Below are 23,030 nucleotides of genomic sequence, written 5' to 3' on the forward strand. Positions count from 1 at the left end.
AAAAAGTCGCCTATTTATTGGCGACTTCAATCTTTTTATAAGACAAATATGCAAGTACATTTTTACTTGAATCGTATTTCGGGTTATTTCCTTTTCTCGGCTCTCTCATATGTGTCTTTTCAAATCCAGGAATGTCTGGCATTTTCCCCATAAATTCAAGCATTTCTTCCTCAGAACCTTCAATGCGTACACGAATCATTATAACTATTCCTCAATTCTCAGTTTCTCTGTACTAAGTATATCGTACTTCAGAAAGACTGCAACACATTTATCTTTTTAACGTTGTACTTTTTTTACATATAAACATAGCCATTTCAGTATAGAACGATTCTACTTTATTATTTTTAAATTGAATATTAAAATATCCCTTCATTTCGTTTGGTGCTTTCATCATACATTCTGTTAATTTTTCACGCTTTTGTAAAGGGACATCCATCATATTACACCACCAGTCAAAATCAAACTTCTTATCAAAAGTAAGACATGACTGCATTTGCAAACCGTTTTTTTCTAATAAAGTAAGCCATTCTGTCTTTTTTAGAGCTCGTTCATGACTTGGGTCTCGCTTTTTTTCTATAAAATTATAAAATGTATCATATTCATTATTTTCTGGCGAAACATTATCTATTAAGATGAATAATCCATTATCCTTCAATGTACGATTTACTTCATAAATAAATTGAGCCGGATTCGTAAAATGATGGGCTGCAATCCGGCATGTGATTGTATCAAAAAAATGGTCTGCAAATGGTAAATCCTCTGCGTTTCCTGCTACAAAAGATACATTTTCATGACCATTCTGCTTTATAAAAACTTTTGCTTTTTCTAACATCTGTTCTGTTAAATCAAGTGCAACTACTTCTTCAAACATAGGTGCTAACATATTTGCCACATGTCCACCACCAGTAGCAACATCAAGAAGACGATTATTATGACGAAACTCAACTTGTTGAACTACATATTGTAAATCCAGTCCTTTAGCATGTATTTTACTATTTACATATTTATCTGCATTACTGCCAAACTGTTTTTTCACAAGCTCTTCTTTACTCATATTATCATCTTCTTTCTATTGTTATTTACATATACGACTCATATAATTATTACAATTCTCTTCATGTATTTTCAAATCCTCTTTTCATCTCACTTCTCATCACGTTCCCTTATAATCAAAATAATATGATTATACGTTCTTCCATTAAACAAAAAAGGCTACGGGAACTTGCCCCCTAACCTGACTAAATATTTACTACATTTTTATTTCTTCATATATATCTATATAATATAAATCCTCTTTCAACTTCATAATAACATCTACTTCGTTATAAGTAGCCTCACGAGCATGTAAACCAAATTGATCCATACCAATCCATATCCACCCAGGTGTAAGATATAAAACATCTATATTAAAATAATCTAACTTAGTAAGCTCCGATGTAATAAATTTATCTTTATTAGCGATTTGTTTATCTATTAAACCATATTCTTTTCCATTTTCAAATAGCGATATAAATTTCCCTACAATCGGATGTTCACGAACAATAAAATGATATTCTTTTTCCTCTATATTTACCACAATCAAACGAGAAACAGATAAATCAGGCCCTGAATTCGACATATTTGTTTATTCACCTCCTTATATAGGCTTCTTAAATATGATAACAAATGAATATTCAAATTAAGTTAATATAATGTAAAAAATAAAAAAGCTGAATCCCCTTTAGAAATCAGCCTTTATAATTCGATCAACTTTATTCTTTTACAAATTATTATAATGTTTCTTTTTCCTCATCATTTCCGGAAACTAAATTTCCTATAGCATCCGCTGTTACTTCTACTACAAATTCACAAATACCTGCTACAACTTCTCCAATTACTTCATCCATCTTTTTACCCCCTTATTTTATGTAACTTATTTGTAGTATAGAAGAAATTAGCGAATGTAAACTATCGAAAAAGGTGACATAAACCTTACAGAATTGTAAGCTCTTTCATCCCTCTGCTTATCCCCTTTGAAACTCCAAGTATTTTTAGCAGACATATAGGCCATCATAAATATGAAGCAAGTAATAATCTAGTGTCAGGAGGCGTTTAATATGTATTACGTAAAATTAATTAAAGGTCAATCTTTCTACGCTTTTGACCATCGTTTCTTGGTGTCTGAAGAAGAAGAGGTTTCAGAGAAAATTTATAATTACTTACGACGTAATGAATTTTTTGAAGTACGTAAAGAAGAATACTCTGCTTAATTACAAAAAGCATTAAGAAAAATATCATCTTATTGTGATATATTCTTAATGCTTTTATGTGAATTTCTTCTTTTCAATAATTGTTGTTGACTCTATTAAATAATCTAGTATTTGTCCAAGCTAATTCTTCACTATTTTCATATTCTAGTATATGAGGAGGTGAAGAATATGACTCATATCATTGATTACCAAGCTACTCAACCTATTAGTAAAACTGGTGAAACAACTTTTGCAATCCCAGCTTCTCCAAATAAAGCAATTTTAGCAAATTTGAAATTGAGAATTTCAAGTAGAGATTCACGTAATAATCGAGTAGAATTAATCGCTACAATTGGTGTAGAAGGAATAACTGGGACTTCACAATTTTTATTCCGAATTTTCCGTGATAATATTGAAATTTTTAATGCACAAGTAGGTATTGAATCTACAGATTCTGAACAATTTTACGTACAAACATTTCAAGCTATAGATCAAAACGTTAGCAGTGGAACACACGAATATTCATTAACTGTAGAAAACCTTACTAGTGGTGCTAGTGCAGAAGTTGTTGGTCCTCTATCTTTTAGCGCTTTAGCTATTGGACAAGAGCGTAAATGTTGCTAAGTGAATCTAATATTTAGTTTTGTACTTGAGAAAAGCGAGGCGTAGTTATACGTTCTTGCTTTTTTATATGTATCCTTACTTTCTATTAGCTTTAATCATAAAATTTTTACGTTTTGATTCACTTATTTCAGCACTTAACACATCAAATTTTTGACAAATCAAAAAGATTGAAATCCACTTATGAAACACGTAATATAGACTCTGACTCTAAAAAAGTTCGTATAAAAACACTGCATAAATAAGGAGGTTTTATATACGCGTTTTTCATTTTAAAAGACGGAGAGGTTTTATGTTATGTGGCGTAATAAAAACGTTTGGATTGTTTTAATTGGGGAGTTTATTGCAGGTCTAGGATTATGGCTTGGTATTCTTGGCAACCTTGAATTTATGCAAAAATATGTCCCTTCTGATTTCATGAAATCAGTTATATTATTTATCGGACTATTAGCCGGTGTTCTAGTTGGACCTATGGCTGGCCGTGTCATCGATCAGTATGAAAAGAAAAAAGTTCTTCTTTACGCTGGGTTTGGTCGAGTTTTAAGTGTTATTTTCATGTTTTTTGCTATTCAATTTGAAAGTATCGCATTTATGATTGCATTTATGGTTGCTCTTCAAATTTCAGCAGCATTTTATTTCCCTGCATTACAATCTGTAATTCCACTCATCGTACGTGAGCATGAGTTATTACAAATGAACGGTGTACATATGAATGTTGGTACAATTGCTCGTATTGCAGGTACTTCACTAGGTGGAATTCTTTTAGTTGTGATGAGTTTACAGTACATGTATGCCTTCTCAATGGCAGCATACGCCTTATTATTCCTCTCGACTTTCTTCCTACAATTCGAAGACAAGAAATCAACAACACCAAGTAAACAAGCTGCAAAAGATAATAGCTTTATGGAAGTATTTCGTATTTTAAAAGGAATTCCTATTGCTTTTACAGCACTTATATTAAGTATCATCCCTCTATTATTTATAGCTGGGTTTAATTTAATGGTTATTAACATTAGCGAAATGCAACATGATCCTACGATTAAAGGGTTCATATATACAATTGAAGGTGTCGCATTTATGATAGGTGCCTTCGTAATTAAACGTCTATCTGATCATTTCAAACCTGAAAAATTACTATATTTCTTCGCAGTTTGTACTGCTTTTGCACATCTGTCATTGTTCTTTAGCGATATAAAATGGATGGCTCTTACATCATTTGGGTTGTTTGGGTTTAGTGTTGGCTGCTTCTTCCCTATTATGTCGACGATTTTCCAAACGAAAGTGGAAAAAAGTTATCACGGTCGCCTCTTCTCATTCCGTAATATGTTTGAGAGGGTTATGTTCCAAATCGTCTTACTTGGCACAGGCTTCTTCTTAGATACAATTGGGTTACAATATATGGTTCTCATCTTCGGAGTCGTTTCATTATTGATTATTTCTATTTCCCTCTCTAAGCAGAAACATTATGAAAAACAGCATTCGCAATCTGCGAATTTATAAAATAAACAAAGAAGTATGGATCTAATATTGAATCCATACTTCTTTGTTTTATAATACGCCTATTTATTACGTTTATTGAAATTAAAGGAGTATCCTCCTTTAATTTCGAATAGATTATAAAAAGTACTCTTTATAAAAGGAGTGGTAAAATGTCTGGTGGCATCGAAGTATTTATTGTCCTGCTCTTTGCAATTGCTCTGTTTAGCATCCTAAACTTTTTAGCCATTTCCTTATCTGGACATAGTTTTAAAAAAAGAATCGTGGCAGGTTTCATATTTTTACTACTGACTCCCATTATCTTTTTGACTATCACAACATTTGCTTCTATATTCGATAAAGCAGGATTTGGCGCAGGTACGTTAGCCTTTATGATCGCAAGCGTATATATATTAAATGGAATAGTGCTTCTGCTTTCCTCTTTATTTATGCTCAAAAAAGACATAACATAGGCTATGGTACTAGCATGAATCTGACTTTACACTAGATTCATGCTTATTTAATTTCTCCTAAATTTTTATATGAAATTAAATAATTCTTTAAAAAAATTTAAACTTTATTTATTATAATATCCCTATCGTATTCGCACGTTTATTCAAATTTAAAAGAAAGGAGCACAAAATGAAAAAGGTTCTACTTACAATTCCTATACTAATCATCCTACTTAGTGGATGCAACAATAACGATATATACGGTTCTTGGGAAGTCGTTGACAATAAAAATGGTGAATGCCCTGTATATTATAAATTTGAAACAGTTGTCAAAAAAGAAAATAAAGAGGAAATTGTGCAAAATTTAGTAGAAATGCAAACAACAAAGAATAAAGACGATTTATATAAAGGCTCATTTGTCAAAAATTCTAATGTATATCACATTGATTATGGTAATTCATTTACATCGGACCAAACTTTAAAAGTTGCCGACGGTACACTAAATGTATACTTTTTGACAGCCGAAAAATTATGCACATATAAAAAGAAATGATTACATTTCAGAGGAGACGCAGAAAATATTTTCTGCGTTATTTCACTTTAGAAATCAGCCACAAAAATAGCCCTTGTTTTCGTATTCTTTTTCATTCAAAACATGAGAAATATACTTAATAAAAACTAGAGAATACCTTAAATTATATAAAATGAATCCTATAATAGACATTTCAATTAACACATCTACGCTATTTACATCGATACTTTTCAAAATAGGCTAATCCTTCCTCTAAATTTGTCAATCATTTTAATTTTCATAAAAAAATGATAAAATATAAACATGTGTTTTCAGAATAATTAAAAATGCAGAATGAAAGCACTGTTTTAGGAGGGGTTTTGATGACTTACACGTTAGCAACTAGAATGAAAGCATTCCAATCTTCTATATTTAGTGAATTAGGAGCCTATAAAAAAGAAAAAATTGCAGCAGGTCATAACATGATTGATTTGAGCATCGGAAATCCTGATATGCCGCCCGCTGATTTTGTAAGAGAAACAATGGTACATACAGCGAGTGAGAAAGAGAGCTACGGGTATACATTATCAGGTATTCAAGAATTTCACGAAGCTGTAACTGAATATTACAACAACACTCATAACGTGTTATTAAATGCGGATAAAGAAGTTTTATTATTAATGGGTTCACAAGACGGGCTCGTTCATTTACCTATGGTTTATGCAAATCCAGGTGATATTATATTAGTTCCTGATCCAGGATATACAGCTTATGAAACAGGTATTCAAATGGCTGGTGCAACATCTTACTACATGCCTTTAAAGAAAGAGAATGATTTCTTACCAGACTTAGAAGTCATCCCTGAAGAAATTGCCGATCAAGCGAAGATGATGATTTTAAACTTCCCAGGGAATCCCGTTCCAGCAATGGCTCATGAAGATTTCTTTAAAGAAGTAATCGCATTCGCGAAAAAGCATAATATTATCGTTGTCCATGATTTTGCTTATGCTGAATTTTATTTCGATGGTAATAAGCCAATTAGCTTCCTCTCTGTACCTGGTGCTAAAGAAGTTGGTGTAGAAATCAATTCTTTGTCAAAAAGTTATAGTTTAGCAGGTAGCCGTATTGGATATATGATTGGAAACGAAGAAATTGTTCGTGCACTTACTCAATTTAAATCTAATACCGATTACGGTGTATTTTTACCAATTCAAAAAGCGGCATCTGCAGCACTAAGAAATGGCGCTGCATTTTGTGAGAAAAACCGCAATATTTATCAAGAACGGAGAGATACTTTAGTCGATGGATTCCGAACATTTGGCTGGAATGTCGATAAGCCAGCTGGTAGTATGTTTGTCTGGGCAGAAATTCCACAAGGATGGACTTCTCTAGACTTCGCTTATGCATTAATGGATCGTGCGAATGTCGTTGTTACACCTGGTCATGCATTTGGACCTCACGGAGAAGGCTTCGTACGTATTGCACTCGTTCAAGATAAAGAAGTGTTGCAACAAGTTGTTGAAAACATTAGAAATAGCGGCATTTTCGTCCTTGAAAAAGTAAATGAATTAGTTAAAAATTAATTCCGGCTCCCCTGCTTAACTTTAGCAGGGGTATTATTAATTGGAGGTACTTTCATATGCATATTAAAGACACACTTCCCCATCGTTATCCATTTTTAATGATTGATAAAGTAACAAATGTAAAACAAGATGAATTCGTTACAGGATATAAACTCATTACAAATAACGAATGGTTTATAAATGATAGTCACAAACATATGCCTCATATGTTAATTGTAGAAGCACTTGCTCAGCTTAGTGCATTTGTACATACAAGTGATTCTGAAGGACTAGGATTCCTCTCCTCTTTAGATGGAGTTGAATTCCACGGAAAAGCATATCCCGGTGATAAACTTGATTTACATTATGAGCTAACGCGCAATCGCCGAGGTTTTGTTCTTGGTAAAGGTATTGCAACTGTAAACGACCAGCCTATTGTAACTATAGAAAAACTATTAATATATCAAGCAGATTAAAGTGTTCCTTATATCAGTTGGAAATATCTATTCTCAACCGATTAAGTAAATAGGAAAACATATTACGTAGTTAGGAGCAGGAAAATGGAACGTACTATCGGTATCGATGCTGGAGGCACATTAACGAAAATAGCTTATTTTAACAAAAAAAAGCTATTAACTTTTGAAAAATTTTATTCGCATGAACAACATAAAATAATAGATTGGATTAAAAACAACAATGGCATAAAACAAATATGTATTACGGGTGGTAAATCGAAACTATTACAGCAACTGCTTACAGGTTCATATAAAATAATAGAGCTAAGCGAATTTGAAGCTACTCTTGCAGGTGTCCAATTCATATTAAAAGAAGAACAACATACTATAAACAATTTTATTTTAACCAATATCGGTACAGGTACTTCTATCCATTATGTTTATAATGAACAATATATTCGCGCTGGTGGAACCGGAGTTGGCGGTGGGACTATTATGGGACTCTCAAAATTGTTAACAAATATAGATCATTTTGAAGATATAATACCTCTAACAAAAGTAGGATCTAGAAAAGAACTAGATATTACGGTTGGAGATATTTATGGTGGTATTCTTTCCCCTATCGATAATAACTTAACTGCTAGTAACTTCGGAAAAGCAGCCATTACAGAATCAAATAATAGTAGCTCCGATATACTAGCTACTGTACAAGGACTTGTCGGTGAAGTCGTTACTGCATTAAGCCTTCAATTCGCTGAAACAAAAAACATTGAACATATTATTTATATTGGTTCGACTTTATGTAATAACGTACAACTTCAACATATTATTAGTAGCTACACCGAATATCAAAATAAAACACCAATCTTTTTACAAGATGGTGGTAATAGCGGTGCAATTGGTGCATTACTTCATGCTACGAAATAAAAAGCTGACTTTTGTCAGCTTTTTAGAAATGGCACTTCAAATTCAATAATTGATTCCCCGTTCTCTCCAATTCGCTCCACGCTTATTCTATCAATCACACAATTTAACTTCCCATGAAAACTAGGAATCTCCTTCACTACTTCAGCAGCTAATTCGGCACTTTCTTTTCTTCCGACTGTTACATGCGGGATGTACGGAATGTCTTCTTTCAAAAATTGTAATAAAGGTCCTGTATATAGAATATTATGTAGTTCCTCTATTTGTTCTTTCCCCTTTTCAACTCGTAAAAACAAATATTCTCTTTCACTTGTAATTTGATTCGTAAATTCAATTTCTATATTCTGTATCGGTTTTGATACATTTATAATATGTAATTTCAGCTCATCATTTGAAATCGAACTTTCAAATGGGAATACAATTGTAATATGCGGTGAAATTAATCCAAATAAAGGATCATGTTTTTGCCTAATGTCCTCGATTTCGCTAATGAACATGTTGTTTAGAAAAAGTAAAATTGTACGCATTTTTATCCCCTCAACTTTTCCTCATTATAATATGTATCATATTCTATGACAGCCTGCCCTTCAACAACTTGTTTTGCTTACCTGTAAAAATAAAAAAACTTCTCAAATGAGAAGTTTTCATATAGCATGATTATTATTTTCCCGCCAAACTTTCCTAAACTTTATATAACAGGCAATTCTCCAAGGAAAAATATACGATACTGCAACAACGTAAAATAATAAACCAATCGTTTGTTGATCTAAATCAACGATAAATTGTCTTGAACCATATCTTAAAAAGACAAGTGCAATAAAAGTAATTAAAAAAGCTGCACTTTTTTTCGTATAAATATTCCCATCATCTCTTCGTTCATAATTTGTTAATACTATAAGCGGTACAGCAAAAAGTACACCAATGAATACCGCTATAATTACTTGTAATATAGCTGGATGTACGGGACCTAAAAACCATACAATACCTGGTGTTAAAAATAGTAATGGCCATAAAATACGTTTTCCCGATCCCTTTATTGGCTTATGCATGGAGCGATAACGACGCCAAAATATCAATAGTGCAATGCATAAAAAGACGGTTATTAGTGAGGACGTGTCTCCCATATATTTTCCTTCTCCCTAAAAGAATAATCTATCACTATTTTAAACTGTTCGTTCAAATGATACTTTACGAATAAATATACTACTAGTTATGATATAAAGAATTGTTAATCCAATTGAAATAACAATAAAATAAGGGATATCTATTAAAGATACATCATTTGTAAATAACAATCCTTTTATCCCTACTTCTCCATACAGCACACTATTTGTTGAAAGGAAAAGCGACCCACCAATCATGAGACCAATCCATTGAAATCTTTGCTTAAAAATTACTACTACTTGAAAGAAACATGCTATCGTAACATAAAATAAAAATTGTAAAATAAACTGTTGTATTAATTGCTCTCCAAAGTTAACATTTACTAAGTTATATTTTATATCTTGTAAAAACAGTATTTGAAGGAATGAAAACAATGCGGATTGCAACACAATATAGCAAATCGCTCCGATAAAATATTGTATTCTCGTTATACCAAATGAAACTGCTAAACGAAATAAATCATCTTGAACAATGAAAACACTCCCTACTATAAAAATCATAATTGCAATTGAAGGATTATTGATAATTTCGGGTAAATAACCAACTTTCGCTTCATTTAAATGAGCAGCATATAAAGCTCCTTTTATTAATAAAGCTACAATCCAAAATATTAAAATTGCTTTATAATGAAAATTTATATGTAACCTCAATTGTTTCATTAACATCGTCATTCCACTTCACCACCAGTCATGTGAATAAATAGTTTTTGTAATGTAATTCTATCAATTACTAAACCTTCTTTTTCAAGAGAGTAACAATCTTCATTAGAAAGCCCTTCCCATATAACAGCAATACCTTTATTCCCATAAATTTCTTTATTTATAACTTTTTTATTAATCAAGAACTCCTCCACTTTACCTTTTTGCCCTGAAATAATATGACCTTGTTGCAATAAATCTTCCACTGTTGATTGAACAACAAGTGCACCTTCTTTTATGATAATTACTTCTTCAATAACATGGGTTACTTCTTCTACCAGATGTGTTGATAATATAATTGTTCTGGGATACTCCCCGTAATCTTCTAGTAGTAAACTATAAAATAACTCACGATGTGCTGCGTCTAATCCTGTAGTTGGTTCATCAAAAATAGTAATTGTCGCTCTGCTTGCTAACCCTTTAATAATTCCTACAACTGTTTGCATGCCATGAGATAGTTTATGGTATTTCTCTGTTATATTAAGCTGAAATTTACCCGCCAGTTCTTCAGCAAACTTCTGATCCCAATTTTTATAAAACATGTTACATATCTTAAAAATTTCTTTTACGCTATAACTTAAATGAGACTCTTCTTTTACTCTAACGAAACAAATATTTTGCATCGCTTTACTATTTTCAAAAACATCTTCACCAAATATTGATACACTTCCACTACTTGAAGTAATTTGTCCTGCTAGTAAATTTAATAAAGTCGTTTTCCCTGCTCCGTTCCTTCCAAGCAAACCATATATTTTATTCTCTTCCAATGAAATCGTTACTTCATTTACAGCTATTTTCTTTTTATACTTTTTCGTTACATCTTTCGTTTCAAGTGCAATCATCCCTCTTTCCCCTCCTTCGTAATCTTTTGAATCATATCCATCAATTCATCTTTTGATATTTCTAGTACTTTCGCTTCTTCCCACACTTTAGGTAAATATTCAGTCATAAAAGTATTTTGTCTTTTTTTTAGTACAACTTCTTTTGCCCCTTTTGCAACAAACATCCCGATCCCTCTCTTTTTATATAAAATCCCCTCATCCACTAATACATTCACCCCTTTAGCTGCGGTAGCCGGATTTATTTGTAACATCTTCGCAAATTGATTTGTCGATGGAACTTGTTCTTCTTCAAGCAATATGTCTTTTAAAATATCAGATTCAATCGTTTCTGCAATTTGTATGTATATTAATTTATTTTGTTCTAGAGTCGGCTTCACATTTTCACCACCTTAGGTTCATAGGTTCATTACTTATGTAATTAACCATATCACATAGAATTATTTTTTTCCATAAATTTCTTTTACAAAAAAGAGAGTCATTCAATTAAGAATGTCTCTCTTTCTAAAAATTCGAAGTTTCAACTCTTGTTCTCAAATTCTTTTCATTTATACCATTTTGACAAAAATTAAATTGTTGTCCCTTTATTGACTTTGTACGATCTACTATTTGCCCTAAATGATAACTTGTATGCTCCACTAAATGTAATAAACTATGAAGATCAATATGCCTTTTTTCTTTCCATACTTGTATATATACTTTTCCCCACTCATCAAATGTTTCTTCAACAATTTTTAACAAAGTTTCGAAGCTTAAATGTTTTATTGGAAAATATTCTTCAATTCCATTTTCAAAAACTATATTGGGATCCTTATAACGCCTTGTATTTCTCTGTAAATGTTCACAAATATGTAGTACGATTCCACCAATTGAATTAACAGAGGTCTCTTGTTTCCACAAATCTTCTTCACTAACGAGCCTAATCGCCTGTACTAACTTAGGTAAATAATAATCCTGCATTCTATGATAAGAAATTTTGTATACTAACTCCATCTTCTCCCCTCCATTATTTCAACTGGCTCACTGGATATTTAGCAAATAAAGATTTCCGAAAATCTTTATCTTCCACAAGCATTTTAATTTTTTCTTCATTGCCGTTAAAGAACTTTATAACTTTATTTTTATCCCATATATCTTTTTCTTTTGGAAAATCATCGAATATACTATGCAAAATTGATAACATTTCTTCCCTCGTTATCTTAAAGTTTTTATTATCTACCTGAAACTCATAACTTTTTGCATTTGGCACTAAAATCACTAAATATATAGCATTAAAGAAAAAATTCTTCTTCATCGTATCCTTCTCATCAAACCAATACGTCTCAATCATTTCTTCTGTAAGAGCCCCACTTTCTTTTGCACCATAGTTCACTTTTATATTTTCATTTTCTAAACTTATACTTTGAACTGTTCCACCACCGGGTAAATGATTAACAATTGCAACCACATCTGAATTATTACCAACGTATGTCCCAGTATATTTCTTAAAATCATCTGACCTAACATCATATATATCTTTTATTCTTTCTCCGTTAGAACAAGCCGCAATGAATAAAAAAATTGTTAGCATAACGATCATGTTATGATGCATATATTTCATTTAGCATCCCCCATTTTTATCGATATTTCGTTAATTACAATATTTACTTTCAAATCCCTTTTTAAATATACGCATTTTAATCAAAATTAAAAATTTTCATTTTTTATGTTTACAATTATCCATTAATTGTATATACTTACTAACGTAAGAAAAAAATTCTAAAAGGAGGTCGAAGGAAATGATGAAATTACAATTACATGCATTAACTTTAGCGTTAACTGCACCTGTGTTTTCTGGACAATTAAATATGAATTCGACCACCCTAATGGAGAATTGAAAATCGTACTTTATTTCATTTAATTCATAAATTCGCCACAGGAGGTCGTATACTTTCCTGTGGCTTTTTCACGCCCAGCCATAGGAGAACTGTATCTTCCTGTGGTTTTTTTGCGCGATTTTTTAGTCTCTTACATTATTTTTCTAAGAAAGGAGCAACATTCAATGACTATTAGCGTATTGTTTTTAAGTATTACGATTCAAAGAAATACAATTTCCAAAGATGAAATTCTTCATAATGAGCAAATTAAAAAAGCTATGAATGATGTTAAGGAGCGCCAAGCACTTTACTGTGATCACCTGTAATTCCTTTTCGAAAGGAGGAATTCATTTATGACTTTTCATATTTTCTTTTTTACGACTGCACTTCAAAAAAATACTTTATCTGAAACTGAAATCAATCGTAAACAACAGTTAAAACAACTGACTGATAAAATAACTGACATTAAAAGTTCATACTACACTCAAATGTATTAAAAATATATTTTAAAGGGGTAATATATTCATGAAATTTAAAGCATTCTTTTTAACAATCACTATTCAAAAACGTAAGCTCTCACAGAAAGAGATTTTACGTGAACAACACATTCAAAATATTATGGACGAAGTAAAAGAGCGTCAATCTTCTTATTACACTCGTCTTTTCTAAATCACTTATAAAGGGGTAATTATTTTATGAAATTTAAAGTATTCTTTTTAACCATTACCATTCAAAAAAATAAATTTTCCGAGTCTGAAATGCTTCATGAGCGACAAATTAATCAGGCTATGGATTCTGTAAAAGAAAGACAAAGTCATTACTGTAGTCATCTATAATTTCTTATTACACTCGTTTTTTCTAAATCATTTATAAAGGGGCAATTATTTTATGAAATTTAAAGTATTCTTTTTAACCATTACCATTCAAAGAAATAAATTTTCTGAGTCTGAAATGCTTCATGAACGACAAATTAATCAGGCTATGAATTCTGTAAAAGAAAGACAAAGTCATTACTGTAGTCATCTGTAATTCCAATTCGAAAGGAGGAATTCACATATGAAGTTTCACCTTTTCTTTTTAACGATTACGATTCAAAAAGAAACAATATCTCAAAATGAATTAAAACAAGAAAGACAATATAAACAAGTTATTGATGAAATTCGAGATCGTAGAAGCAAGTACTACACTCACCTTTAATCGTTTAACTATATAGAATTGAAAGGAGTCGATTATGATGTTGATAGCACGCTGTAAGGAAATGATTTGGATAGTTCAGAGGGATTCCACATAGTTTTATAGAGCTTATATCACACAAGTTTATCACTGAATTTGATGTATAAAAAATATATAATAAAATCAAATCAACCCGCTTTTAATTATTTATTTATAAACAAAAGATACACCACTTAAAAAGCGGTGTATCTTCCTCAGTTTTTACTATTTTCGGTTACTTCTCTTCGTCTTAAACAATCTCACTAAGTTCGAAACAACTGTTTTTGTTACTGCATAAACTGGTACTGCTAAAATCATTCCGATGATTCCAGCAAAGTTTCCTACCCCTAAAATTAGGATAATAATTGTTAATGGGTGGATGTTTAATTTCGAGCTCATAATACGTGGTGAAATAATATTACTTTCAAACTGTTGTACAATTGTTACGATAATAATTACGTATAAGGCTTGCATCGGAGATACGAACAGTCCTACAATAACAGCTGGTGCTGCCCCGATAAATGGACCTAAGTTAGGAATGATGTTTGTAAATGCTGCGATAATTCCTAAAACGAAAGCGTACGGTAAATCGATAATTAAATAACCGATAAAAGTAAACGCACCTACAAATATACAAACGAGCGCTTGCCCTTGAATATATGCAGATAATGTTTCGTTCGTTTCCTTAATGATACGAAGCCCCTCTTCACGGTAAGACTCTGGTAATAAACTTACCGCTTTTCCTGGAAAGGCATGTCCATCTTTAAACATGTAAAATAAAATGAACGGTACAGTAAATACAACTAATGCAACGTTCGTGATAATACCAAATAAAGCCGTTGCACTCGACGTAATTGTATTTGGTATATCTTTTAAGTATTCAATCGCATTTTTTTCAATTGTTTCAATGGAAACGTAGTTTTGTGTAGATAACCATTCAAACAACCTATGATGTGATAATTCTTGTATGTATACTTTTCCCTCTTTTATGTAGCCTGGCATATTTTTTACTAAGTCCATTAGCTGTTGTGAAATCGTAGGAACAACTACTCCAACGCCAACCGCAGTTAATGTTATGATAAAAAGATATAACAGCAATATCGCTAAATTTCTAGGTACTTTTTTATTCTCCAAAAAGATTAATACAGGATTAAATATGAAGTATAAAAAAAGCGCGATTAAGATTGGGAAAAATAATGTTGATATGAAGATACCAATCGGTTGAAATAAAAATGATATTTTTGTGCAAATAAATATGATTCCTACAACCATTAGCACTTCTAATGTCCAAAAGTGCACTTTTGATTTCAAAAAAATGGCCTCCTTTAAACTAGCACTTCTCTTCATTGTACCAAAATAAGTATGAATTTCACATAATATTTTCCTTTACAATATTCCAAAATACCGATAAATACACTACAATGAGATTACATACAAATTTGCAGGTAAAGGTGATAAAAATGACACAATGCATCATTTGCAGAAAAGATACGAAAGAACTTAGTGAACAATATGTCATTCCAGAAATATTATGTGGATATTATTTCACAAACTCAATTTGTGATACTTGTCATGAACAAATGACAACAAATATTGATCGTCCTTTAATTAGGCATAAATTGAGTCAATTTAAGATTGAACAAATGAAAAGACAAATTGATTCCCCACTCTATACGAATGAGCACGGTGAGGAACTTGCGGCTGCTGAGACTGATGTTGTCGAAGTAAGCGACGAAATTCTTTATTCTAATGCATTAATTATGAAACTATGTAAAAAGCACGATATTTCCTTACATAATGAAATTTGGAAAGAGGAACGTGTAACGAAAGTAGCGAGTTCTATTCAACGTGAATTACTATTAGATAACCGTAAATATAAAATGAGTATATTAAAAATGGCTTATACATTCGCTGTACAAGCAGTTGATGGCTACTTTGAAGATCAAGATGCAATTGATATTTCTACCATTCTCTCAAATGCAGATTTCGTGGAACTAAAAGAAAAAAGCATTGTACGTGATTTAAGCAAAAGTTCTTTATGGAATACGCTAAATACAAGTAGTGAAAATCATTACTTTATTTTACTTAGCGATAAAGACGGTCTGTTTTGCTTCATTCGCTTGTTTGACATCTTTGATGTTGTCGTTCATTTATCAGAAAAAAGATTTGACCTTCCATCACCCATTGTCGGTGTAAATAATGTGAATACACAGAAATTTTATGTCCAAAGTTTAAAACAGTATATGGATGGGCTGTTTAAAGAAAAAGCACCTACTATATAATAGTGACCAGAACATACGGTCTCCTTTCTTGATGAAAAGACACTGTGTTATAATGAGTATGAAAAGAACAATACAATCACATAAACCAATTATAAATTGTATATAAATAAAAAAGACTAGTGTGCGGCTACACACTAGTCCACGTAACTTAGCAGATTGGATTGTTCATTTATCCTATTTGTTTCTTACAAACAAAACAACCCACATTCTATAGGCATAGGTGGGTTGTTATTTTTTGAGCTTGTCTATTAAAACGACGACGAACGTTAACAATGCAACGAGAAACAGTCCACCTTGCAGTAGCAACGCTATTTCACTCACGTATTATCACCCCCCTCCTACTCGGAGAAGTGATAATTGAACAACCAACCGCACCTTAAGTTACCCTTTAATTTTACCATATTTTCTAATAATTTACGATGAAAACCCGCAAGCGAATAACTTGCGGATTTTTTATCCCGTATTAACAGGCAGTAAACAAAATGAAGCAATAAATAAGTGAAACTTTATTTCTCACTATCTTTTTAATGCATATGCATCAGCAATCATTTCACCAACAATTTTATTTTCTTCTTTCTTCTTGTCTTTCAATAATGGGAATAACAATTCTGCCACTTCATACGCTTCTTCTAAATGCGGATATCCTGATAAAACAAACGTATCAATTCCTAACGATTCATATTCTTTTATCCTTTCTGCTACTGTATGCGGATCGCCTACAAGTGCAGTACCTGCCCCACCTCTTACAAGTCCGATTCCAGCCCATAAATTAGGGCTTATCTCTAACGACTCTCTCGTACCTTTATTTAAATGTGTCATCCGTTTTTGACCAACCGAATCATATCTTGCAAATGTCTTTTGAGCAAGCTCAATTGTTTCATTATCCACATATTGAATTAAACGTTCGGCCTCTTCCCATGCTTCTTCTTCTGTCTCTCTTACAATTACGTGTAATCTAATGCCAAATCGTACTGTACGCCCCTTCTCTTCTGCAAGTTTTCTTACTTCTTCTATTTTCTCTTTCACTTGCTCTGGCGGCTCTCCCCACGTTAAATATACATCACTATGTTCAGCTGCTACTTCTTTTCCAGCAGCTGATGATCCTCCGAAATATATAGGAGGATATGGCGTTTGAACTGGTGGGAATACAACTTTACTATCTGTAACTTTAATATATTTTCCTTCTAAAGAGATCGTTTTACCTTGCAATGTCGATTTCCAAACTTTTAAAAATTCATCCGCTGCTTCATATCTTTCATCATGATCAAGATATAATCCATCTCCTTGTAGTTCAACTGGATCTCCTCCAGCTACTACATTAATAAGCAATCTCCCATCTGAAATTCTATCAAATGTAGATGCCATCCTCGCTGCAACTGTAGGTGACATTAGTCCTGGCCTCACTGCTACTAAAAATTTTAGTTTTTCTGTTTCAGCAGCAAGAGCTGAAGCTAACACCCAAGGGTCTTCACATCCTTGACCAGTTGGAAGTAAAACACCCGTATATCCTAAATAATCAGCTGCCGCAGCAACTTGCTTATAATAACCATATTCAGCTGCTCTTCCTCGTTTTGTCGTTCCTAAATATCGACCATCTCCATAAGCCGGAATAAACCATAATAATTCCATACCTTTGCACACCCCTTATTTATTTTGAAACGTATACTAACACATTCTATATAAATTACCCCTAATAATTTATATGTTAATTCCCAGTCTCACCTTTAAAATTATCTCGCCATCTTAAAAACTTCACTTCTAGTAAACGTACTAGAGAGTCAGAAAACTTCCCAACAAATGCAAAGATAATTATGCCGACAAATACGATATCTGTATTTGAAAATTGCCTTGCATCCATAATCATATAACCAATACCTTCTGTAGATCCCATAAGTTCTGCTACTACTAAACTCACCCATGCAACACCTAACGATAACCTTGCTCCTAGTAAAAGGTTAGGCAATGCAGATGGTAAAATGAGTTTCGTAATTAGTTTTCTTTTGCTAAACTCTAACACTCTCGCAACATCAAATAACTTTGAATCCACACCTCTAATACCTAAAAATGCGTTTACGTATAAAGGAAAAAATGCACCATCTGCAATTAATAACACTTTCGATGTTTCACCAAAACCGAACCATAATACGAAAAGTGGCGCAACAGCTAGATGAGGTACAGTTCTTAACATTTGCACAGATGGATCTAAATATTGCTCACTTCTCGTTGAAAATCCAACAATCGTTCCTAAAATGATTCCTAAGCCCCCACCAATAAAGAAACCAGCCGCAGCCCTGAATACACTAATACTTAAATGGCCGAATAACTCTCCTGTTTTAATAAGCTCTTGGAAAGCTAGAAAAATATCTAATGGTGTTGGTAAAACTGTTTTAGAAACAAGACCGAATACGCCAGCTAACTGCCAAATTATTAATATAATAACCGGTATAGTAATCGCCCTTACTAAAACTTTTACATTTAACTTTCGCACATTCTTAACGCTGTTTTTCTCAATCGTTATACTCGCTGGTTTCATAACAGCTTTCGTATTTTCCAATTTACAAAACCTCTTTTCACTTCGCTTTCAATGCTTTTTCTACGAAAGAATTATCTACAACTTTTTCCGCCTTAATTTCTTTCTTTATAGAACCGAGCTTATATTGAAAATCCGCTGTCTTTTGTTGTTCTGCTATTATTTCCTTCGTTACCGGAACTAAAATTGGTTTGTCGTGATTAAACACTTCTTTTACGATCTCCGCATCTATCTTTTTTACAGAAGTATATACTTTTATTGCTTCATCTAAGTTAGCATCTTGCCATACACGTGCTTTCTCATAAACTTCGAGGAATTTCTCAACTAATTCTGGATGTTCTTTCGCAAATTTTGTTCTCGTAATTAAAAATTCTGGCGAAGAGACATTTAATGTTTCACCGTCTGCAATCACCTTCGCACCTTTATTTAACGTATGTAATGATATGAAAGGGTCCCAAATCGCCCATGCATCTACTGATCCTGATTCGAATGCAGGCTGCGCTTCATCTGGTTGTAATTGAATGACATTTACCTCTTTTGCATCAATCCCTTCTTTATCAAGTGCTCGATACAATAAATTAAAGGCACTACTTCCTTTTGCTACTGCAATTTTTTTACCTTTTAACTCTTTTACACTCGCAATTTTGCTATCTTTTTGAACGAGAATTCCAGTTCCTTTTCTTGCATAACTTGTATTGGCGATTTCGGTAAATCCAATACCTGCTGCTTGCGCTGAAATGACTGGAGAATTCCCTACTTCACCAAAGTCTAATCGGTTTGATGCGATTGCTTCAAAATAAGGAGGTCCACTTTGGAACTCTGTCCATTTCACTTTAACTCCTTCTTTTTTAAACTCCTCTTCAAACCACCCCTTTTTCTTTGCTAGTAATAGCGGGCTTAACCCTTGCTGTATACCAATTTGTATTGTTACATCTTCTTTCTTACTACTTGCTGTACTTTTTTCACATCCTAATAAACATACTGATATAGCTAAAGCAAAAGAAAGAATTTTAAATTTTTTATACATATAAAATCACCCTTTTCCTATATACTTGTTTGAATCAACCCTCCATATTCAAACTGCTGTAATACTTTCGTTCGAAGTTGTTGGAACGATTGAGAAGTTTTATTTCGCGGATAAGGCAAATTATTTTCAATCACTTTATGTATTTTCCCTGGTTTTGCACTCATAATGATGATTCGGTTTGAAAGATATATCGCTTCGTCTATATCATGTGTAACGAATATCATTGTTGTTTTCTTCTGCTCCCAAATATTTAGCAATACTTCTTGTAAATGACTTCGAGTAAAAGCATCCAGCGCTCCAAAAGGTTCATCAAGTAATAATACATTTGGATCTCTTAATAACGCTCTCGCTATCGCAACACGTTGTGACATCCCGCCTGAAATTTCTTTCGGATACGATTTTTCAAAGCCATCTAACCGAACGATTTCAACCCATTCTCTCACCTTATCTTTCACATACTTATCTTTTAACGACAAATCAGCTGCAATATTTTCTTCCACTGTAAGCCATGGAAACAATCGATGCTCTTGAAATATAAATCCTTGCTTCTTACTCGGTTTTGTTATACGCTCCCTATCAATAGTGATCTCACCTTCAAAATCGTTGTCTAAACCTGCAATGATTTTTAGTAATGTACTTTTTCCGCAACCACTCGGACCAATTACTGTAACGAAATCCCCTTTTTCTAATTGAAAATTAATATTCTCTAATACTTGAACCGTAGCAGTTTGTTTCGAAAAATATTTTGATACTCCATCAATTGAAACAGTCACTTCTTCGCCTCCTTGAAATGATTCATATAAATGAACAGATTCAGTATTTATGCAATAAAAAAACCGAAGGCATTTTATCAATAGATAAAATGCCTTCGGTTTCTCCAATCAGCAATACGTTATGGAATTAAGTACATATTATACAAATATTTCCGATAAGTCAACTAGGTTTTATTAAAACATACATATGATTTGTTTGAACATTTTACTTTTGTTTATTTTAACGATATCGTTTACTTACTATTTTTTCTGATCTTTAATCCACTGTAACCAATAAGAAAACTCACACGCTAAATGCATTTGATGGGATTTAATTAGACTATTAGGACAAAGGGCTGGGAACTCAACAACTAGACTTACTTCTATCCCTGTATCAGTATCTTTAAATTGATGTCGAACTCCACCAATAGTAGTACCATCTTTCATACGTGCAACACCTGTTGATTGATATTGATAAGATTTATCTCTTGGTGTTTTCAATCCAGTTTCGTCACCAAAAACAATGAAAAATTGAACTGGAAACGGAGAATTACCAGTAGTTTCGATAACCTCTAATTCATTTTCCCCAAAGGGCCTTAGTACATAGTGATCAGGACAAGCAGATAAATTCACTTTGTTATTTTCACGTGATTGTTCAAGCATCAAACTATCAATTCCATGTATGGCTTCTTCTGCTGTAATCCCGTCTAAATAAATACTAGTTTTTGAAAATTTTCGTCTATCGCCAGATAAAAGAGTACAGATACGCATACCTATTGCACTTAATCTAAGTTTTGATTTCAACTTTTCGTACATTTCATTGTATGTATATCGCAACTTTATTTCCGTTAGCTGTTTTATCATGACGTCTGTATCATTTATTTCAGACTCTTTATGTCCTAATATATATAATACTTTTTTTATCCGTTCTCTTTTCCATTTTATAAGTTGCTCTTGTGAGATATTATTTCCATCGATAATAATCTTCATATACTCTCTCCTTCCTTTTGATTGTATCGTAGTGTAGTTAATACTAAATTAACCATTTCTTGTTTTGTATCTAGATTCAACTTTACTTCTGAATGAGCAATACTGCTAAGACCGTATAAAATAAACCCAGAAGCTAATAATGAGTTATCAGTATAAAAAATCCCTGTTTTCACTCCCTCTTCAATTACTTGTCTAATTAACGGTTGCATACGTGCGAATAATTTCTGTTCCAGTTGAAAATGTTGTTCCGTCTGAAACGAACTCACATTTTTATAGGGTGCTAACTTTTCAATAAATGTCCAAAATATATCTAGTGAATCTTTCATCTTTTGCATGACAGACCGTTCATTTGAAATAAGTATTTCTTCAATTAACTCCATATTTTTCACAATAAAGTCATTTAAAACTTCATCAACAAAATTCTCTTTAGACTTGAAGTAATAATAAAATAAGCCCGTTGCTACACCTGCATGATTCACAACATCTTTTATGCCAAATCCTTTCATACCATTTTTCATATATAGTTCAAAACCAATATCCATTAACTCTTGGCGTCTTACATCTGGTTCTTTTGATATTCTTTTCATACGTCATCTCCTACAATGTTTTCACCACGACTGAATCTGATTCAATCATAAACGACTGAACTTGATTCAGTCAATATTATTTCATAAATTTAAAATCGATTTAATAACTAAGCGACGAAATTTCTACAAAAAAAGAGTAATCTCAAGAGATATGCTACTAACCTTAGATTTATTAAAAAAGTTAGATCATATAACTTGAGACTACTCATTCCCATTCAAAATATTTATGTAATTAAATTTTATTTCCTCTGCACCCTGGCTGTCTCCAAAACTATTGGTAGCAGCTCTTTTTGAATGATTTCTTTTAATCCATAAAGAGCTTTCTTCACATAACCACCTTCGAAATTTCCTAATGGTTCTGGTAATTCATCCTCATCCAATATGAAGTATTCTCCATTTGGAAGTACCATAATATCGATGATTAAATCTTCAAAGGAAACCACTTCATCTTTTATTTGTGTGTTTTTTACGATATTAAAATAGGAACCTAAATACTTTCCTTTTATATCTCTCCATACGTATAAATTGTACGGACGATCTTTCCAGTAATATGCGATTGTATAACTCCCTTTTGGGATTATTAACTTAGTATCATTTGCAGTCATTGTAAATGAATACTGCACCTCGTGAAATAAAACGATACTTTGTGATTGCTTTTCAAGTAATAAGCAATTGTGATCTACTATTGTTGAGTTATACCGGATTTTTCTTTCTATAATTTCAATTTTCGATGTAAGTAACTTATTCATTATTTTGTTTCCCCTTATGCTAGTTCTATCCTCAATTATATCCATTTATGTAGTAATAAAGAAGTATATAGTTTTTTATATAATGATTTATACAAATACATAATAAAAACTCCTT

General features: G+C 32.3%; 34 protein-coding genes. 15 read left to right on the forward strand and 19 right to left on the reverse strand.

The window, feature by feature from the left end; genetic code table 11:
• Positions 1–10 precede the first annotated feature (10 nt).
• The 3 genes from ACZDYH_RS16375 to ACZDYH_RS16385 form a co-directional block, all read right to left on the reverse strand.
• Positions 11–199 (reverse strand): DUF3970 family protein, encoded by a 189-nt coding sequence (locus ACZDYH_RS16375; protein WP_000621873.1) that lies wholly within the window; start codon positions 197–199, stop codon positions 11–13.
• A 69-nt stretch (positions 200–268) separates the two neighbouring features.
• Positions 269–1,054 carry a class I SAM-dependent methyltransferase gene (locus ACZDYH_RS16380; RefSeq protein ID WP_474886638.1) on the reverse strand — a complete coding sequence of 262 codons (786 nt, stop codon included), beginning with the start codon at positions 1,052–1,054 and terminating at the stop codon, positions 269–271.
• 195 nt (positions 1,055–1,249) lie between these two features.
• Positions 1,250–1,618 carry a hypothetical protein gene (locus ACZDYH_RS16385; RefSeq protein WP_000071478.1) on the reverse strand — a complete coding sequence of 123 codons (369 nt, stop codon included), beginning with the start codon at positions 1,616–1,618 and terminating at the stop codon, positions 1,250–1,252.
• Positions 1,619–2,096: 478 nt separating this feature from the next.
• Between ACZDYH_RS16385 and ACZDYH_RS16390 the strand changes: the two genes are divergently transcribed.
• From ACZDYH_RS16390 to coaW, 8 genes are all read left to right on the forward strand, one after another.
• Positions 2,097–2,249: a YqbF domain-containing protein gene (locus tag ACZDYH_RS16390; RefSeq protein ID WP_000291905.1), complete on the forward strand. Its 153-nt coding sequence runs from the start codon at positions 2,097–2,099 to the stop codon at positions 2,247–2,249.
• Positions 2,250–2,417: 168 nt separating this feature from the next.
• On the forward strand, positions 2,418–2,852 hold the full coding sequence (gene exsC, locus ACZDYH_RS16395) for an exosporium protein ExsC (RefSeq protein ID WP_474886640.1): 435 nt from the start codon (positions 2,418–2,420) through the stop codon (positions 2,850–2,852).
• A gap of 294 nt (positions 2,853–3,146) precedes the next feature.
• Positions 3,147–4,349: an MFS transporter gene (locus ACZDYH_RS16400; protein ID WP_000269258.1), complete on the forward strand. Its 1,203-nt coding sequence runs from the start codon at positions 3,147–3,149 to the stop codon at positions 4,347–4,349.
• A 149-nt stretch (positions 4,350–4,498) separates the two neighbouring features.
• Positions 4,499–4,798, forward strand: a complete 300-nt coding sequence (locus ACZDYH_RS16405) for a hypothetical protein (protein ID WP_078187059.1) — start codon at positions 4,499–4,501, stop codon at positions 4,796–4,798.
• Positions 4,799–4,967: 169 nt separating this feature from the next.
• Positions 4,968–5,330, forward strand: a complete 363-nt coding sequence (locus ACZDYH_RS16410) for a hypothetical protein (protein WP_063245536.1) — start codon at positions 4,968–4,970, stop codon at positions 5,328–5,330.
• 341 nt (positions 5,331–5,671) lie between these two features.
• Positions 5,672–6,871: an LL-diaminopimelate aminotransferase gene (locus tag ACZDYH_RS16415; protein ID WP_000222697.1), complete on the forward strand. Its 1,200-nt coding sequence runs from the start codon at positions 5,672–5,674 to the stop codon at positions 6,869–6,871.
• A 56-nt stretch (positions 6,872–6,927) separates the two neighbouring features.
• Positions 6,928–7,326 (forward strand): 3-hydroxyacyl-ACP dehydratase FabZ family protein, encoded by a 399-nt coding sequence (locus ACZDYH_RS16420; protein WP_000547649.1) that lies wholly within the window; start codon positions 6,928–6,930, stop codon positions 7,324–7,326.
• 84 nt (positions 7,327–7,410) lie between these two features.
• A complete protein-coding gene (gene coaW / locus ACZDYH_RS16425; RefSeq protein ID WP_000442501.1) occupies positions 7,411–8,232 on the forward strand; it encodes a type II pantothenate kinase in 822 nt (273 codons plus the stop codon).
• 14 nt (positions 8,233–8,246) lie between these two features.
• Here coaW and ACZDYH_RS16430 read toward each other — a convergent pair whose 3' ends face one another.
• The 7 genes from ACZDYH_RS16430 to ACZDYH_RS16460 form a co-directional block, all read right to left on the reverse strand.
• A complete protein-coding gene (locus ACZDYH_RS16430) occupies positions 8,247–8,756 on the reverse strand; it encodes a 2'-5' RNA ligase family protein (RefSeq protein ID WP_001259199.1) in 510 nt (169 codons plus the stop codon).
• Between the two features lie 117 nt (positions 8,757–8,873).
• Complete coding sequence (locus ACZDYH_RS16435; protein ID WP_000502963.1) at positions 8,874–9,353, reverse strand: CcdC family protein; 480 nt, start codon at positions 9,351–9,353, stop codon at positions 8,874–8,876.
• A 39-nt stretch (positions 9,354–9,392) separates the two neighbouring features.
• Positions 9,393–10,064 (reverse strand): DUF4052 domain-containing protein, encoded by a 672-nt coding sequence (locus tag ACZDYH_RS16440; RefSeq protein WP_000178200.1) that lies wholly within the window; start codon positions 10,062–10,064, stop codon positions 9,393–9,395.
• On the reverse strand, positions 10,061–10,933 hold the full coding sequence (locus ACZDYH_RS16445; RefSeq protein WP_000560923.1) for an ABC transporter ATP-binding protein: 873 nt from the start codon (positions 10,931–10,933) through the stop codon (positions 10,061–10,063). Before ACZDYH_RS16445 ends, ACZDYH_RS16440 begins: the two co-directional genes overlap by 4 nt.
• The gene (locus ACZDYH_RS16450) at positions 10,930–11,310 is read right to left on the reverse strand and encodes a GntR family transcriptional regulator (protein WP_000805185.1); all 381 of its coding nucleotides are present in this window, start codon (positions 11,308–11,310) and stop codon (positions 10,930–10,932) included. Before ACZDYH_RS16450 ends, ACZDYH_RS16445 begins: the two co-directional genes overlap by 4 nt.
• A gap of 124 nt (positions 11,311–11,434) precedes the next feature.
• Positions 11,435–11,923, reverse strand: a complete 489-nt coding sequence (locus tag ACZDYH_RS16455) for a DinB family protein (protein ID WP_474886645.1) — start codon at positions 11,921–11,923, stop codon at positions 11,435–11,437.
• Positions 11,924–11,936: 13 nt separating this feature from the next.
• Positions 11,937–12,530 (reverse strand): DUF4825 domain-containing protein, encoded by a 594-nt coding sequence (locus tag ACZDYH_RS16460; RefSeq protein WP_000876539.1) that lies wholly within the window; start codon positions 12,528–12,530, stop codon positions 11,937–11,939.
• A gap of 441 nt (positions 12,531–12,971) precedes the next feature.
• Here ACZDYH_RS16460 and ACZDYH_RS16465 point away from each other — a divergent pair, with 441 nt between their 5' ends.
• Genes ACZDYH_RS16465 through ACZDYH_RS16490 form a run of 6 tightly spaced genes read left to right on the forward strand, consistent with a single transcriptional unit; the run spans position 12,972 to position 13,983 of the window.
• Entirely contained in the window at positions 12,972–13,112 is a 141-nt protein-coding gene (locus tag ACZDYH_RS16465; protein ID WP_474886713.1) for a YrzI family small protein, read from the forward strand.
• 27 nt (positions 13,113–13,139) lie between these two features.
• Positions 13,140–13,283, forward strand: coding sequence for a YrzI family small protein (locus tag ACZDYH_RS16470; RefSeq protein ID WP_000142708.1), 144 nt, complete (start codon positions 13,140–13,142; stop codon positions 13,281–13,283).
• 28 nt (positions 13,284–13,311) lie between these two features.
• Positions 13,312–13,455 carry a YrzI family small protein gene (locus ACZDYH_RS16475; protein ID WP_000668963.1) on the forward strand — a complete coding sequence of 48 codons (144 nt, stop codon included), beginning with the start codon at positions 13,312–13,314 and terminating at the stop codon, positions 13,453–13,455.
• A gap of 26 nt (positions 13,456–13,481) precedes the next feature.
• A complete protein-coding gene (locus ACZDYH_RS16480) occupies positions 13,482–13,622 on the forward strand; it encodes a YrzI family small protein (RefSeq protein WP_000669805.1) in 141 nt (46 codons plus the stop codon).
• 52 nt (positions 13,623–13,674) lie between these two features.
• Positions 13,675–13,815 carry a YrzI family small protein gene (locus ACZDYH_RS16485; protein ID WP_000669816.1) on the forward strand — a complete coding sequence of 47 codons (141 nt, stop codon included), beginning with the start codon at positions 13,675–13,677 and terminating at the stop codon, positions 13,813–13,815.
• Between the two features lie 27 nt (positions 13,816–13,842).
• Positions 13,843–13,983, forward strand: coding sequence for a YrzI family small protein (locus tag ACZDYH_RS16490; protein WP_000668497.1), 141 nt, complete (start codon positions 13,843–13,845; stop codon positions 13,981–13,983).
• Positions 13,984–14,223: 240 nt separating this feature from the next.
• On the opposite strand, the gene ACZDYH_RS16495 is transcribed toward ACZDYH_RS16490, so the two are convergent.
• The gene (locus ACZDYH_RS16495) at positions 14,224–15,309 is read right to left on the reverse strand and encodes an AI-2E family transporter (RefSeq protein ID WP_000837892.1); all 1,086 of its coding nucleotides are present in this window, start codon (positions 15,307–15,309) and stop codon (positions 14,224–14,226) included.
• Between the two features lie 149 nt (positions 15,310–15,458).
• On the opposite strand from ACZDYH_RS16495, the gene ACZDYH_RS16500 reads away from it, so the two are divergent.
• Entirely contained in the window at positions 15,459–16,280 is an 822-nt protein-coding gene (locus ACZDYH_RS16500; RefSeq protein ID WP_000189709.1) for an HNH endonuclease, read from the forward strand.
• A 228-nt stretch (positions 16,281–16,508) separates the two neighbouring features.
• Here ACZDYH_RS16500 and ACZDYH_RS16505 read toward each other — a convergent pair whose 3' ends face one another.
• From ACZDYH_RS16505 to ACZDYH_RS16540, 8 genes are all read right to left on the reverse strand, one after another.
• Positions 16,509–16,601 carry a putative holin-like toxin gene (locus tag ACZDYH_RS16505; protein WP_001289320.1) on the reverse strand — a complete coding sequence of 31 codons (93 nt, stop codon included), beginning with the start codon at positions 16,599–16,601 and terminating at the stop codon, positions 16,509–16,511.
• A gap of 195 nt (positions 16,602–16,796) precedes the next feature.
• Positions 16,797–17,909, reverse strand: a complete 1,113-nt coding sequence (ssuD, locus tag ACZDYH_RS16510) for an FMNH2-dependent alkanesulfonate monooxygenase (protein ID WP_434712175.1) — start codon at positions 17,907–17,909, stop codon at positions 16,797–16,799.
• Positions 17,910–17,985: 76 nt separating this feature from the next.
• Positions 17,986–18,834, reverse strand: a complete 849-nt coding sequence (locus ACZDYH_RS16515; protein ID WP_000432131.1) for an ABC transporter permease — start codon at positions 18,832–18,834, stop codon at positions 17,986–17,988.
• 16 nt (positions 18,835–18,850) lie between these two features.
• Complete coding sequence (locus ACZDYH_RS16520) at positions 18,851–19,837, reverse strand: aliphatic sulfonate ABC transporter substrate-binding protein (protein WP_000276907.1); 987 nt, start codon at positions 19,835–19,837, stop codon at positions 18,851–18,853.
• Between the two features lie 17 nt (positions 19,838–19,854).
• On the reverse strand, positions 19,855–20,610 hold the full coding sequence (locus tag ACZDYH_RS16525) for an ABC transporter ATP-binding protein (protein WP_059303726.1): 756 nt from the start codon (positions 20,608–20,610) through the stop codon (positions 19,855–19,857).
• Positions 20,611–20,850: 240 nt separating this feature from the next.
• Positions 20,851–21,579, reverse strand: coding sequence for a hypothetical protein (locus ACZDYH_RS16530; protein WP_000691333.1), 729 nt, complete (start codon positions 21,577–21,579; stop codon positions 20,851–20,853).
• Entirely contained in the window at positions 21,576–22,166 is a 591-nt protein-coding gene (locus ACZDYH_RS16535) for a TetR/AcrR family transcriptional regulator (protein ID WP_000822633.1), read from the reverse strand. The genes ACZDYH_RS16530 and ACZDYH_RS16535 overlap by 4 nt, the downstream gene beginning before the upstream one ends.
• Before the next feature lie 239 nt (positions 22,167–22,405).
• Positions 22,406–22,915, reverse strand: a complete 510-nt coding sequence (locus ACZDYH_RS16540) for a ribonuclease FAU-1 family protein (protein WP_059303725.1) — start codon at positions 22,913–22,915, stop codon at positions 22,406–22,408.
• Positions 22,916–23,030 lie beyond the last annotated feature (115 nt).

Source organism: Bacillus sp. EB V-12 (genome assembly GCF_056158125.1).